Annotated in this window: 14 protein-coding genes; 7 read left to right on the top strand and 7 right to left on the bottom strand. The window is 69.6% G+C overall.

What is annotated here, in order from left to right; all coding sequences use genetic code 11:
* Nucleotides 1-4: 4 nt before the first annotated feature.
* The 4 genes from ACWD26_RS12125 to ACWD26_RS12110 all read right to left on the bottom strand — a co-directional run bounded on the left by ACWD26_RS12125 (nucleotide 5) and on the right by ACWD26_RS12110 (nucleotide 3,415).
* Nucleotides 5-610, bottom strand: a complete 606-nt coding sequence (locus tag ACWD26_RS12125; RefSeq protein ID WP_451268889.1) for a Clp protease N-terminal domain-containing protein — start codon at nucleotides 608-610, stop codon at nucleotides 5-7.
* A complete protein-coding gene (locus ACWD26_RS12120; protein ID WP_257567058.1) occupies nucleotides 610-819 on the bottom strand; it encodes an RNA polymerase sigma factor sigma-70 region 4 domain-containing protein in 210 nt (69 codons plus the stop codon). The genes ACWD26_RS12125 and ACWD26_RS12120 overlap by 1 nt, the downstream gene beginning before the upstream one ends.
* 99 nt (nucleotides 820-918) lie before the next feature.
* Nucleotides 919-1,884, bottom strand: a complete 966-nt coding sequence (locus ACWD26_RS12115; RefSeq protein WP_451268887.1) for a zinc-binding dehydrogenase — start codon at nucleotides 1,882-1,884, stop codon at nucleotides 919-921.
* A gap of 289 nt (nucleotides 1,885-2,173) precedes the next feature.
* Complete coding sequence (locus ACWD26_RS12110; RefSeq protein ID WP_451268885.1) at nucleotides 2,174-3,415, bottom strand: NAD(P)-dependent malic enzyme; 1,242 nt, start codon at nucleotides 3,413-3,415, stop codon at nucleotides 2,174-2,176.
* A gap of 609 nt (nucleotides 3,416-4,024) precedes the next feature.
* On the opposite strand from ACWD26_RS12110, the gene ACWD26_RS12105 reads away from it, so the two are divergent.
* The 3 genes from ACWD26_RS12105 to ACWD26_RS12095 are packed head-to-tail and all read left to right on the top strand — an operon-like array spanning nucleotide 4,025 to nucleotide 6,727.
* Nucleotides 4,025-4,987, top strand: coding sequence for an ABC transporter substrate-binding protein (locus tag ACWD26_RS12105; protein ID WP_451268883.1), 963 nt, complete (start codon nucleotides 4,025-4,027; stop codon nucleotides 4,985-4,987).
* A 40-nt stretch (nucleotides 4,988-5,027) separates the two neighbouring features.
* The gene (locus ACWD26_RS12100; protein ID WP_451268881.1) at nucleotides 5,028-5,969 is read left to right on the top strand and encodes an amino acid ABC transporter permease; all 942 of its coding nucleotides are present in this window, start codon (nucleotides 5,028-5,030) and stop codon (nucleotides 5,967-5,969) included.
* Entirely contained in the window at nucleotides 5,966-6,727 is a 762-nt protein-coding gene (locus ACWD26_RS12095) for an amino acid ABC transporter ATP-binding protein (RefSeq protein WP_451268879.1), read from the top strand. The genes ACWD26_RS12100 and ACWD26_RS12095 overlap by 4 nt, the downstream gene beginning before the upstream one ends.
* A gap of 140 nt (nucleotides 6,728-6,867) precedes the next feature.
* Here ACWD26_RS12095 and ACWD26_RS12090 read toward each other — a convergent pair whose 3' ends face one another.
* Nucleotides 6,868-7,626, bottom strand: coding sequence for a class I SAM-dependent methyltransferase (locus tag ACWD26_RS12090; protein ID WP_451268878.1), 759 nt, complete (start codon nucleotides 7,624-7,626; stop codon nucleotides 6,868-6,870).
* 116 nt (nucleotides 7,627-7,742) lie between these two features.
* Here ACWD26_RS12090 and ACWD26_RS12085 point away from each other — a divergent pair, with 116 nt between their 5' ends.
* Entirely contained in the window at nucleotides 7,743-8,372 is a 630-nt protein-coding gene (locus ACWD26_RS12085; RefSeq protein ID WP_451268876.1) for a CGNR zinc finger domain-containing protein, read from the top strand.
* On the opposite strand, the gene sodX is transcribed toward ACWD26_RS12085, so the two are convergent.
* Nucleotides 8,276-8,710 (bottom strand): nickel-type superoxide dismutase maturation protease, encoded by a 435-nt coding sequence (gene sodX, locus ACWD26_RS12080; RefSeq protein WP_451269138.1) that lies wholly within the window; start codon nucleotides 8,708-8,710, stop codon nucleotides 8,276-8,278. The two genes, ACWD26_RS12085 and sodX, sit on opposite strands and share 97 nt — an antisense overlap.
* Before the next feature lie 145 nt (nucleotides 8,711-8,855).
* Between sodX and sodN the strand changes: the two genes are divergently transcribed.
* Nucleotides 8,856-9,251, top strand: coding sequence for a superoxide dismutase, Ni (gene sodN, locus ACWD26_RS12075; protein WP_175434703.1), 396 nt, complete (start codon nucleotides 8,856-8,858; stop codon nucleotides 9,249-9,251).
* A gap of 128 nt (nucleotides 9,252-9,379) precedes the next feature.
* Here sodN and ACWD26_RS12070 read toward each other — a convergent pair whose 3' ends face one another.
* The gene (locus ACWD26_RS12070) at nucleotides 9,380-10,732 is read right to left on the bottom strand and encodes a mucin-1 (protein ID WP_451268874.1); all 1,353 of its coding nucleotides are present in this window, start codon (nucleotides 10,730-10,732) and stop codon (nucleotides 9,380-9,382) included.
* A gap of 182 nt (nucleotides 10,733-10,914) precedes the next feature.
* On the opposite strand from ACWD26_RS12070, the gene ACWD26_RS12065 reads away from it, so the two are divergent.
* Both ACWD26_RS12065 and ACWD26_RS12060 read left to right on the top strand, forming a co-directional pair.
* Entirely contained in the window at nucleotides 10,915-11,934 is a 1,020-nt protein-coding gene (locus ACWD26_RS12065; RefSeq protein WP_451268872.1) for a LacI family DNA-binding transcriptional regulator, read from the top strand.
* An 85-nt stretch (nucleotides 11,935-12,019) separates the two neighbouring features.
* On the top strand, nucleotides 12,020-13,375 hold the full coding sequence (locus ACWD26_RS12060; RefSeq protein ID WP_451268870.1) for an ABC transporter substrate-binding protein: 1,356 nt from the start codon (nucleotides 12,020-12,022) through the stop codon (nucleotides 13,373-13,375).
* The last annotated feature ends 91 nt before the right edge of the window (nucleotides 13,376-13,466 follow it).

Genomic DNA, 13,466 nt, shown 5'->3' with positions numbered 1-13,466 from the left:
ACCCTCACCCCGCCTTGGCCTCCCCACCCCCGTAAAGAACCCGCTCCAACGCCTCGTACGTCACCCCGTGGTCCGCGAGGACCTCGGCCGGGACACCGGGGCGGGTGGTGAGGGCGAGGAGCAGGTGCTCGTCGCCGATGTGGCGGTCCCGGTGGGCGTGGGCGGTGCGGAGGGAGCGGGTGAGGACGTCCTTGGCATCACGGGTGAAGGGCCGATGCCCCGAGCGACGCACCAGTCCCTTCCCTCCACCCTTCCCTCCACCCTTCCCGCCGCCCTTCGCACCCGACTCCAACGCCCCCACCCCGTGGGCCTCTTCGACGCGAGAGACGATCTCGGAGAGGTCGATACCGAGGTCCGAGAGCGCATCCACGTCGGCGCGGGAGAGGCCGCCTCGGCGGCGGGCCTCGGCGAGGCCCCGCTGCACGGAGTCCCGCCGGTCGGCCTCGGCCAGCCCCAGCGCGGCCAGGGCGAACGAGGCACGGCTGGCCTCGCGGTCCAGCAGGGAGAGGAGGAGATGCTCCTCGGTCACTTCCCTCGCGTGGGCGCGTTCGGCGTGGTCGACCGCGCCCAGGACCACGGCACGGGCGTCTTTCGTGAACCGTTCGAACATCAATGCCTCCCGTACTTCTTGTGCACGGCCTGCCTGCTGACTCCGAGTTCCGTGGCGATCTCCTGCCACGACCAGCCCTGATTGCGCGCGCTGCGCACCTGCACCGACTCCAACTGCTCGAGCAGCCTCCGCAGTGCTGCGACGGCCCGCAGTCCGACCCGGGGGTCACGGTCGCCCGCGCGCTCGGCGAGATCCGTTGCTTCGGTCATACTGTCAACTTACATTGACATGCCGAGCGCGTCAACCCTGGTTGACATGACGACGGCCGGCCCGGAGAACCGGGCCGGCCGTCGTCTCGACAGAATCCGTCAGGGAGTGGTGAGCACGATCTTGCCGAACTGGTCGCCCGAGGCCAGGCGTTCGAAGCCCTCGCGGGCGCGGTCCAGGGGCAGTACCTCGTCGATGACGGGGCGGACGCCGGTCGCGGCGCAGAAGGAGAGGAGGTCCTCCAACTCGTCCTTGGTGCCCATGGTGGAGCCGACGACCTTGAGTTCGAGGAAGAAGATACGGGTCAGTTCGGCGTGGGAGGGGCGGTCGCCGCTGGTGGCACCCGAGATAACGAGGCTGCCGCCGGGGCGCAGCGACTTCACCGAATGGGACCAGGTGGCGGCGCCGACGGTCTCGATGACCGCGTCGACGCGCTGCGGCAGCCGCGCCCCCGACTCCAGCGCCTCCACCGCGCCCAGCTCCAGGGCCCGCTTGCGCTTGGCCTCGTCCCGGCTGGTAACGAAGACCCGCAGACCGGCCGCCTTCCCGAGCACGATCGCGGCGGTGGCGACACCACCGCCCGCGCCCTGGACGAGAACGGAGTCACCGGGGCGTACACCGGCGTTGGTGAAGAGCATGCGGTAGGCCGTGAGCCAGGCGGTGGGCAGACAGGCGGCCTCTTCGAAGGAGAGCTCGGCGGGCTTGGGGAGGATGTTCCAGGTGGGGACGGAGACGAGTTCGGCGAAGGTGCCCTGGTAGCGCTCGGTGAGGATCGAGCGGGGTTCCTTGGGGCCGACACCGTGGCCGGACTGGCCGATCACCGAGTGCAGGACGACCTCGTTGCCGTCCTCGTCGACACCGGCGGCGTCACAGCCGAGGATCATCGGCAGCTTGTCCTCCGCGAGGCCGACCCCACGCAGGGACCAGAGGTCGTGGTGGTTCAGCGAGGCGGCCTTCACCTTGACGGTCGTCCACCCGGGCCTCGGCTCCGGGGCGGGGCGGTCACCCAACTCCAGTCCGGCGAGCGGTTGGTCACGGTCGATGCGGGCGGCATAGGCAGCGAACATGCGCCTGACCATAGGGGGACGCCGGGGCCGAGGGAACCGAAGCCGGCTGTGACACGCGTCCCGTCGGCGCCTGATGACTCGGGGGTACGGGTGAGTCGGCGACCGCGGGCCCGGTGGGGCTTCTCGCGCAGTTCCCCGCGCCCCTAAAGACACGGCTCCCCGCGCGCCTGAAAAGGCAGGGGCGCAGCCCCTTGGTGGGGGCACCTCCCGCTCGAGCGAAGCCGAGAGTGGGGGAGGGACGGGTAGGGGTGGCGGGGGCGAGGAAAACGCCCCCGCCACCCCAAGGGGCTCAGCGCCGAGCCACACCCTCGGCCCGGGCCGCCGCAGCCACCGCCGCGGTGACCGCCGGAGCAACCCGCTCATCGAACGGCGAGGGAATGACGTAATCAGCAGCGAGATCGTCCCCCACCACCGACGCCAGCGCCTCAGCCGCCGCGATCTTCATCCCCTCGGTGATCCGGGAGGCCCGCACCTGGAGGGCACCCGCGAAGATCCCCGGGAAGGCGAGGACGTTGTTGATCTGGTTCGGGTAGTCGGAGCGCCCGGTGGCGACGACGGCCGCGTACTTGTGGGCCACGTCCGGGTGCACCTCGGGGTTGGGGTTGGCCATGGCGAACACGAACGCGTTCTCCGCCATCGAGGCCACCGCCTCCTCCGGGACCGTACCGCCGGAGACGCCGATGAAGACGTCCGCGCCCGCGAGGGCGTCCTCCAGCGAGCCCGTCAGCCCCGCCCGGTTGGTCAGCTCGGCGAGCTCGCGCTTGACCGGCGTGAGGTCCTCGCGGTCCACGGAGACGATGCCCTTGCGGTCGGCGACCGCGACGTCACCGAGACCGGCTTCCAGCAGCATCTTGGCGATGGCGACGCCCGCCGCACCGGCGCCCGAGATCACGGCGCGCAGGTCGCCCAGCCCGCGGCCGGTCAGCCGGGCGGCGTTCCGCAGGGCCGCCAGCGTCACGACCGCCGTACCGTGCTGGTCGTCGTGGAAGACCGGGATGTCCAGGCGCTCCTGGAGCCGCTTCTCGATCTCGAAGCAGCGGGGCGCGGAGATGTCCTCCAGGTTCACGCCGCCGAAGGACGGCGCGAGGCGGACCACGGTCTCGATGATCTCGTCGACGTCCGTGCAGGCGAGCGCGATCGGCACCGCGTCGACGCCGCCGAACTGCTTGAACAGGATCGCCTTGCCCTCCATCACGGGCAGGGACGCCTCGGGACCGATGTCGCCGAGACCGAGGACCGCCGTACCGTCCGTCACGACGGCGACGACCGACGACTTCCAGGTGTAGTCGTTGACCAGATCGGGCTGCTCGGCGATGGCGGTGCACACGCGCGCGACGCCGGGCGTGTAGGCGAGGGACAGGTCGTCCTTGTCGCGGATCGGCACAGTGGACTGCACGGCCATCTTGCCACCGCGGTGCAGCGCGAAGGCGGGGTCGAAGGAGTCCAGGGAATTGAGGGGCTCCCCGCCGCCTTCCTGGCCCGTACTTCCGTCGCCGCTGTCGGTGCGAGGATTGACAATCTCCGCTGCCACTTTTGTTACCCCTTAGGTCTTCATGGTTTGAGGGTGACCGCTCCCGGTTCGGGGGCGGGCGGGCACCGCGTAAGTCCCAGGTCACCGATACGTACGGCGACGCCTGCGGGCTCAGACGCGACGGGCGCGCCGCACACGCGCCCTGGGCCCCGGATGAGGGGTGTAAGGAACCTTCTTACCGGACGGACGGCATCGACGACGAGTCCACACGTCTTCATACCTCGAAGGTCACAACTCGAAGGTCATTTGCAGACGATCATGGGTGGTTCGACTCATCGACGGATGGCGGGACAAGTCGGGCCACTTCACGACAAGTCCTGTACGGCCACGAGTGCGGGGTTCACGGCCGACCACATCCCGAGATGCGCCGAAGATCTTCCTGCCGGAAGGAGGAATCCCCGCACAAGATCCGGTGTGATCACCTGGTCCGCGGCGGTTCGTAGGTCATTCGGGGGTCACCCGTTATCCGATTTTGACATGGCTGGTCATCTGATTGCACATGCCCGAATGGCAAGATGCCGTAATCACACAAGGTCGCCACACTCGAAGACGCGTGTTGATCGTCGACCTGTCGGCAACTCCACACCACCCCCGCCGGAGGAACCCACCATGACCGCAAGCACCACCTGTCGTACGACCGGCCTGCGCTCCCGGACAGCCGCGGTCGGAGCGATCGCGGTCGCGGGCGCCCTGCTGCTCACCGGCTGCGGTGACCAGACCAAGAAGGACAACGGTTCCGAGACCGCCTCCACCAGCGCGGCCCCGCTGGCCGACAAGCTGCCCGCGGCGCTCCGGGACAAGGGCGTGATCAACGTCGGCTCGGACATCGCGTACGCCCCGGTGGAGTACAAGGACTCCTCCGGCAAGGTCGTCGGTATAGACATCGACATCGCGAACGCGATGGGCAAGCAGCTCGGTGTGGAGTTCAAGTTCCAGAACGCCACCTTCGACACCCTCATCGGTGGTCTGGCGGCCAAGCGGTACGACATCGCGATGTCGGCCATGACCGACACCAAGGACCGCCAGGAGGGCATCGACTCCGACACCGGCAAGAAGGTCGGCGCCGGCGTGGACTTCGTCGACTACTTCACCGCGGGCGTCTCGCTCTACACCAACAAGGGTGACGACCAGGGGATCAAGACCTGGGACGACCTGTGCGGCAAGACGATCGCGGTGCAGCGCAACACGTTCTCGCACGACCTCGCCAAGGAGCAGGCGACGAAGTGCAAGGACGACAAGAAGAAGGACCTCAAGATCGAGGACTTCGCCACCAACCCCGAGGCCGAGACCCGGATGCGCTCCAAGGGCGCGGACGTCGTCTCCGCCGACTACCCGGTGGCCGCGTACTCGGTGAAGACCTCGGGCGGCGGCGACTACTTCCAGATCGTCGGCGACCAGGTCGAGGCCGGCCCGTACGGCATCGCCGTCGCAAAGGACAACGCCGAGCTGCGTGACGCGCTGCAGGCCGCGGTCCAGGCGATCATCGACAACGGCGAGTACGAGAAGATCATCAAGAAGTGGGGCGTCGAGGACGGTGCCGTCACCGAGGCGAAGATCAACGGCGGCTCCTGATTCTCGGCTCGGTTCTGCTCGGTTCTGAAAGGCTCCACCCGTGACTGTTGACGTCAGCAAGACGGACGGTCCCTCGGACACTCCCCCGGCCGGTCCGGAGGCCATCAAGGCCATCCCGGTCCGGCACCCGGGGCGCTATGTGTCCGCGGCCATCGCGCTCGCTCTCCTCGGCGCGATCGTCTACGCGTTCGCGCAGGCGAAGAAGATCAACTGGGGCGCGGTCCCCGACTACTTCTTCGACGACCGCATCATCGAGGGTGTCCTGAACACCCTCCTGCTCACCGTGCTCTCCATGGTGATCGGCATCGTCGGCGGCATCCTGCTCGCCGTGATGCGGCTGTCCAAGAACCCGGTGACCTCGTCGGTCGCGTGGTTCTACATCTGGTTCTTCCGCGGTACGCCGGTCCTGGTCCAGCTCTTCGTCTGGTTCAACCTCGGCCTGGTGTTCGAGTACATCAACCTGGGCCCGATCTACAAGGACTACTGGTCCTCGTTCATGACGCCGCTGCTGACGGCGCTGCTCGGCCTCGGTCTCAACGAGGCCGCGTACATGGCGGAGATCTGCCGCGCCGGTCTGCTCTCCGTCGACGAGGGCCAGACCGAGGCGTCGCACGCCCTCGGTATGAGCCAGGCCAAGACGCTGCGCCGGATCGTGATCCCGCAGGCGATGCGCGTGATCGTGCCGCCGACGGGCAACGAGGTCATCAACATGCTGAAGACCACGTCGCTCGTCTCGACGGTGCAGTACGTGGACCTGCTCAAGGCGGCCCAGGACATCGGCCAGGGCGCGGGCTCCATCGTGGAGATGCTGTTCCTCGCCGCCGCCTGGTACCTGATCCTGACCAGTGTCTTCAGCGTCGGGCAGTACTACCTGGAGAGGCACTACGCGAAGGGCTCCACCCGGTCCCTCCCGCCGACGCCGGTCCAGCGTTTCAAGGCGGCCGTGCTGCCCGTACGCCGTCCGAAGGGAGTCTCGGCATGACCGCCATGGTGAAGGCCGAGGGCATCCACAAGTCCTTCGGCCCCGTCGAGGTCCTCAAGGGCATCGACCTGGAGGTCCAGACGGGCGAGGTGTTCTGCCTCATCGGCCCGTCCGGCTCCGGCAAGAGCACGTTCCTCCGGTGCATCAACCACCTGGAGAAGATCAACGCCGGGCGGCTGTACGTCGACGGCGAGCTGGTCGGCTACCGCCAGAAGGGCGACAAGCTGTACGAGCTCAAGGACAGCGAGGTCGCGCTCAAGCGCCGTGACATCGGCATGGTGTTCCAGCGCTTCAACCTGTTCCCGCACATGACGGCGACCGAGAACGTCATGGAGGCGCCGGTCCAGGTCAAGGGCGTCAGCAGGGCCCAGGCCCGCGAACGCGCCCTCGAACTGCTCGACCGGGTGGGCCTCGGCGACAAGGCCGGCAACTACCCCTCCCAGCTCTCCGGCGGCCAGCAGCAGCGCGTGGCGATCGCCCGGGCGCTGGCGATGGAGCCGAAGCTGATGCTCTTCGACGAGCCGACCTCGGCGCTCGACCCGGAGCTGGTCGGCGACGTTTTGGACGTCATGCGCGACCTGGCCGAGTCGGGCATGACGATGGTCGTCGTCACCCACGAGATGGGCTTCGCCCGCGAGGTCGGCGACAGTCTGGTCTTCATGGACGGCGGTGTGGTGGTCGAGTCCGGCAATCCGCGTGACGTGCTGACGAACCCGCAGGAGGAGCGCACCCAGTCGTTCCTGTCCAAGGTGCTCTAACACTCCACGCGCGAGGGGCGGTACGGAATCCCGTACCGCCCCTTACTCGTGCCATGGCACTCATGCCGCCACGGGACTCGCGGCACGGGACTCGCGCCCCGGGGCTCGTGGCAACGGCCCGAGTCACCGCACCCGGCGCGTCACTTCACCGCCAGCACCAGCGAGTCCGACGGCGAGCACCACACCGCGCGGGCCTCGGCGAAGCCCTTCTCACGCAGGACCCGGGCGTGCCACTCGACGCTCTGGATGTCACCGTCCGCGTGCTCGCCGTAGATCTCGAAACGGCGGGCCGTCGGCGCCGCGAGGACGGGATCCGCGGCCGCGAGCTGCCACCATTCGGCCCAGTCGACGACACCGGCCGACTTGGCTTGTTCCATGCCCGCGTGGCGGTGTGCGCGCTCCGCCGCGTTGATCCGGGGCGTCGACTCGTCGATCATGTGGTCCGCGTTCATGAAGACACCGCCGTCGCGGACGAGTTCCGCGACCTGACCGTAGAGGGCGGCGAGGGGTTCGCTGTGCAGCCAGTGCAGGGCCGTGGCCGTCAGGACGGCGTCGTACGAGTCGTACGGCAGCCGCGCGGTCCAGTCCGGGTCGGTGAGGTCGGCGGTGACGAAGGTGACCCGGCGGTCGCCCTCGAACGTGCCCTCGGCGATGGCGAGGAGCGCGGGGTCGAGGTCGACGCCCGTGCTGACGGCCTCCGGGAACCGCTTCAGCAGCCTGGACGTGATGGAACCCGTACCGCAGGCGAGGTCGAGGACGCGGGGCCGGGGGCCGGTGAAGGCCTCGACCATGTCGAGCATCACCCGGAACCGCTCCTCGCGGTCGGGCATGTACCACTCCTGCTGCCGGTCCCAGCTCTGCTGCCAGGCGTGCCAGTCGGTTCCGGTCGTCGTGGTCATGAGGTCCCCTTCCTCCACGTACTGCTTCTTCGCCGCACCGCGTAATACCCTGTAAGCACGAGCAGCCATTACCTGACCCGCACGACGACAATAGAGCGCCCCCGTAAGGACTACAAGTGGAACTGGCCTATTACTCGGACTACGCCGTACGTCTCGTGAACAGCGAGGAGCCGCTCCGGGGCAAGGACACGCTCACCTCGGTCGAGGCCGTGCGCGACCTCTTCGGGGGCAACCAGTCCGCGGCGCGGCGCGCGACGGACGCCGATGTCACCCGGTTCCGGTCGGTGCGGGCCCGGCTGCGGTCGGTGTTCGAGGCGGCTGACGGCGACGACGAGACGCTCGCCGTGGACCTGTTGAACTCGCTCCTGCTGGAGTTCCCGGTGAGCCCGCAGATCTCGGGGCACGACTTCCGGGACGACGACGGCCGACCGCTGTGGCACATGCACCTGGCGGACCACCCCTCCAACGCGACCGCCGGCTACGCGGCGATCGCGGCGATGGGCCTGGCCTTCCATCTCACCGAGTACGGCGTGGACCGGCTCGGCCTGTGCGAGGCGGCACCGTGCCGCAACGCCTACCTCGACACCTCCACCAACCGCTCCCGACGCTACTGCTCGGACCGCTGCGCGACCCGCGCCAACGTGGCGGCCTACCGGGCCCGAAAACGCCTGGAGGCGGACCGGTCGCAGAGCACGGGACGGGCGGCCGAGAACGCCCAGCGGGCGAGCGCGAACGGCGAGCGCTGACCGTCCGGCCGGGGCCGGTACCGGAACCGCACCTTGCCGAGCACGAGTTCGTCGGGCACGACCCCGTAGTCGGTGCTGTCCCCGCCCGCGTACGCATTGTCCCCGAGCACCCACCAGCCGCCGTCGCGCCGCTCGGCGGCCCGCTTGACGACGAGCAGGTCCTGCTGGAAGGGGTGCCGCAGCACGATCACGTCACCGACCCCGAGGCGCGCTCCGTAGTGGACGAGCAACTGGTCCCCGTGGCGCAGTGTCGGAACCATGGAGGGTCCCGTGACCTCGGCCACCCCGAAGGGCAGGAGGGCCCTCCCCCGCTCGCTCTCCTGCGACAGCTCCGGCATCCCCGGCACCTCCCCGGTCCGTTCCTCCACCAGTCCCAGTCTGACCCCGGACTTTTGTCCTAAGCCCATGGGGGCACTCGCGAAAACCTCTCTCGTAGGGAGTAATGTCCCACCTGAGAAGACGATCACGAGGAAGGAATGCTCCATGCTTTCCCGCCTGTTTGCCCCCAAGGTCAAGGTCAGCGCCCACTGCGACCTGCCCTGCGGTGTGTACGACCCGGCCCAGGCCCGCATCGAGGCGGAGTCGGTGAAGGCCGTGCAGGACAAGATGGCCGCCAACGACGACCCGCACTTCCAGGCTCGCGCGACCGTCATCAAGGAGCAGCGCGCCGAGCTCGCCAAGCACCACGTCTCGGTGCTGTGGAGCGACTACTTCAAGCCCCCGCACTTCGAGAAGTACCCGGAGCTGCACCAGCTGGTCAACGACACCCTCAAGGCCCTCTCGGCCGCCAAGGGCTCGACCGACCCGGCGACGGGCCAGAAGGCGCTCGACTACATCGCCCAGATCGACAAGATCTTCTGGGAGACCAAGAAGGCCTGACCCGGCCCCTCTCGACCGCACCCGGTCCGTATACCGCCGTCCCGCACGGCGGTGTGACGGGCCGGGTGCGGTTGTTTTTCCGGGGAGTTCGGGGGAGTTGGTGGGCCGGCCGCGGTGAGGCGTGGGGCTCAGGTCGGCTGTGGGCCCGGCCAGATCGACGAGGCGTCGTCGCGGGTCGGGTCGGGGAGGCGGAGGGGGCGGACGGGGACGGGGCGGGGGTGGCCGTCCGTGACCGCCGTCCAGGGGGCGGGGTGGCCCGCGTAGGAGAGGGCGGTCAGGGCGAAGACTCCGTCGGCGTAGATCTCGACGTACTCGCCGACGGTCAGGACGCGCAGGGCCGTGGGGGGTTCGGGGAGGACGGTCTCGGCGAGGCGCGTGCCGGCCGGGCCGGTGGTCCAGAGGTTCTTGCCGTCGCAGCCGACGGCGAGAGCGGGGCGGTCGGAGCCCGGGGCGTCCGTGCGCAGGGTGATCTCGACGGGGCGGCCGGAGATCGCGATGTCGCCGACCGCGTGGAGGAGGGGGGCGTCGGTGGGCGCGCCCAGCCAGGTGTCCAGGCCCGGCCACCAGGCCAGGTGCGGGGCCGAATCCTCCGGTATGACAAGGGACTTGGGCTGGGCGAGCATGCCGCGGCAGTGGTCGCCGGTGTCGGTGAGGCCGACCCGGCGGGGGGTGGTGTGCAGGACGACCCGGGAGCCGTCGGGGGCGGGGATGACGCGGGGGGCGTAGGCGCCGGTGGGGCCCAACTGGCCTCGGCGGGTCCAGGGGCCGCGCAGGCGCGGGGCCGTCCACGCCTCGAAGCCCCGGGTCGCGCCGATGGAGCCGAGGAGGAGCCAGGTGCCGTCGTCGAGGCGTTCCAGGACCGGGCATTCGAGTTCGTCGACGTCGCCGGGTGAGATCAGCGGCGGGTGGACCGTCCAGTGTTCGAGGTCCGGGGAGGTGGCCCAGGCAACGCAGCCGCCGGCCTCGACCGGGAGCGAGGCGTCGGCGGCGCAGATCACCATCACCCAGCCGTCCGACTCGTCGTCGCGCACGACGAACGGGTCGCGCCAGCCCATGCGGTCGGCGGTGCGGTACCAGCGGGGGTCCGCCTCGACGACGGGCGTCGTGCCGTGGCGGCGCCAACCCGTGCCGTCCGTGCGGTCGGAGTACGCGAGGCCCACGGACTGCAGCGGCCAGCCCTCCGGCGTCAGTCCGCTCACGCCCGTGTAGAACATCGCCGTTCCGGTGCCGTGGCGCACGGGGTGCATCGTCCAGACCGCCTGCTGGTCGAAGCGGCCGGGCAGGCCGTTGCCGAAGGCGGTGCCCTCGGGCCGCCAGTGGACCAGGTCGGTCGAGGTGGCCCTGCCGTAGGAGGTCTCCATCCGCAGATGGTCGAACTCGGTGGTCCAGGGGCCCTGGAGATGCAGCACGGTGTAGGTGCCGTCGTCGTCGCGGAGCAGGGCGAAGTCGTTCACGCAGAGGCCGGGCGGGGCGTATCGCATGCGCAGGTTCCTGTCGGCTCGTAGCGCCCAAACGCGTGCGCTGACCATGGATCCGGAAGGTCTCACTTGAGAATCAGCGCAAGTAAAACTGAACGCAAACGCTTGCGCAACAAGGAGGCCGGGTTTACGGTCACGTCACCCCACAGACCACAACGACGTGAAACCGACGGGAGAAAACCGCCTTGACGGTCAGCATCACCGATGTCGCCCGCGCCGCCGGGGTCTCGGCGTCCACCGTGTCCCGCGCGCTGCGCGGCCGGCCGGGCGTCTCCGACGAGGTGCGCACCCAGATCGCGGCCGTCGCCGCACAACTCGGCTACACAGCCTCCCGCTCGGCGTCCAGCCTGGCCAGTGGGCGGACCTACACGATCGGGGTCGTCGCCCCGTACATCGGCCGCTGGTTCTTCGGCACGGTGCTGGACGCCGCCGAGCAGGAGTTCAGCGCCGCCGGGTACGACGTGCTGCTCTACAACCTGGGCTCGGCGGAGGCGCGCAAGCGTTTCTTCACCAAACTGCCGGTGCGCAAGCGGGTCGACGCGGTGCTCTCGCTGCTGATCCCGGACGAGGACGAGTCCGCCGCCCTGCGCTCGCTCGGGCTGCCACTGGCCTCCACGGTCGGGGGCGCGCGGCCCGGGTTCTCGGTGGTCGGCATCGACGACCGGGCGGGCGCGGAGAGCGCCGTACGGCATCTGGTGAACCTCGGCCACCGCCGGATCGGCATGATCTCCGGGGCCAGCGGTCCGCTGCACTGGACCACGCCCGTCGACCGTCGCGCCGCCTATCTGCACGTCCTCGCCGAGGCCGGGATCGATTACGACCCGGCGCTGGTGGCGGACGGCGACTACACCGTCGACGGCGGCGAGCGGGCGATGACCGAACTGCTGGCCGCGTCCCGGCCGCCGACCGCCGTCTTCGCCCAGTCCGACGAGATGGCGATGGGCGCGCTGCGCGCGCTCAGACGGCATCGGCTCCGGGTGCCGGACGACGTGTCCGTCGTGGGCTTCGACGACCACGAGCTCGCCGATGTGGTCGGGCTGACCACCGTCGCCCAGCCGGTCGCCGGCCAGGGCGCGGAGGCCGCCCGGCTGCTGCTGCGGCAGCTCGACCAGCCGGACGTCGAACAGCCCGGGCATGTGCAGATGCCCATCCGTCTCGTCCTGCGCGAGACGACCGCGCCGCCGCGCCCGCGTGGACCGCAGTAACTCCCTGTTCTCTCACCTCTCTTGAGCTCCACTCCCCCACGTCGGAAAACACCCCGCACCCTCGTCCAGCACGGAGGCACAGACCATGAGCCCGACCAACAGCTCGACCAGCAGAAGGTTCCGCCGCACGGCCCGTACGGGACTGGCCCTGGTCCTCCCCCTGGCGGCGCTGGCCGCCTGTGGCGGGAGTGGGGGCGGTGACACGTCCGCCGAGGCCGGCAGCGGTGAGGGCGCGATCAGCGTCTGGGCCCACCAGGGCCAGAAGAGCGAGGCGGAGGCGCTGCAGAACGCGGTGAAGTCGTTCAACTCCTCGCAGGACAAGGTCAAGGTCGAGCTGAAGCTGATACCGGAGACCGACTACACCAAGACGATCACCGCCACGGCCGCCGACGAACTGCCGGACGTGATGGAGTTCGACGGCCCGACCATGGCGAACTTCGTCTACAACAAGAAGCTCGCCCCGATCGACGACTACGTCTCCGCCAAGACCCTCGACAACGCCACCGACGCGAGCAAGGCGCAGGGCGAGATCGACGGCAAGCACTACGGCCTGGGCATGTTCGACTCCGGGCTCGGCATGTACGGCAGCAAGAAGCTGCTGGACGCGGCCGGGGTGACGTACCCGAAGGGCCTGGACGACGCCTGGACGGCGGACGAGTTCGACGCCGCGCTCAAGGCGTTGAAGGCGAAGGACTCCGACGGCAAGGTCATCGACCTCCAGGAGGGAACGGGCTACGCCAACGAGTGGGGCACCTACGGCTTCGCCCCGATCGTCTGGTCGGCCGGTGGCTCCCTGCTCAAGGACGGCAAGGCGGAGGGCGCCCTCGACACCCCCGCCGTGGTGTCGGCCATGAAGACCTTCCAGTCCTGGAAGACGTACACGGACGCCAACACCGACGGCAACGCCTTCGCCAAGGGCCGGGTCGCCCTGAGCTGGGTCGGGCACTGGATGTACCCCGCCTACAGCGAGGCGCTCGGCGACGATCTGGTCGTGCTGCCGCTGCCCGACTTCGGTGACGGCCCGAAGACAGGCCAGGGGTCGTGGGCCTGGGGCGTCGGCGCGAACTCCAAGAACGCCAAGGCCGCGGGTACGTTCCTGGACTCCCTCCTGGGCGACGCCAACGTCACCGCGATGACGAAGGCCAACGGCGCACCGCCCGCCACCAAGTCGGCGCTGGCGGCGAGCGAGCTGTACAAGCAGGGCGGTCCGCTCCAGCTCTTCGCCGACCAGCTCGCCAAGCCCTGCGGCGCCGACGACATCACCAAGTCCTGTGTCGCCGTCACCCGTCCGGTGACCGCCGGATACCCGGTGGTGACCGCGAAGTTCAGCGAGGCCGTGAACTCGATCTACGGCGGCGCCGACCCCAAGGACGCCCTGTCCGAGGCCGCCCGTGCCATCGACCGGGACTTCTCGGACAACGCCGGTTACGAGATCCCGTAGGAACGCGGCCCTGTCGGACCCAACGGGCCCAGTCGAACCCATCGGCCGGGGCGGGCGCGCACACCATGGCCGCCCGCCCCGCCGGGAAGAG

The organism is Streptomyces sp. NPDC002787 (assembly GCF_053592095.1).
This window is presented reverse-complemented; position numbering and strand designations above follow the sequence as displayed.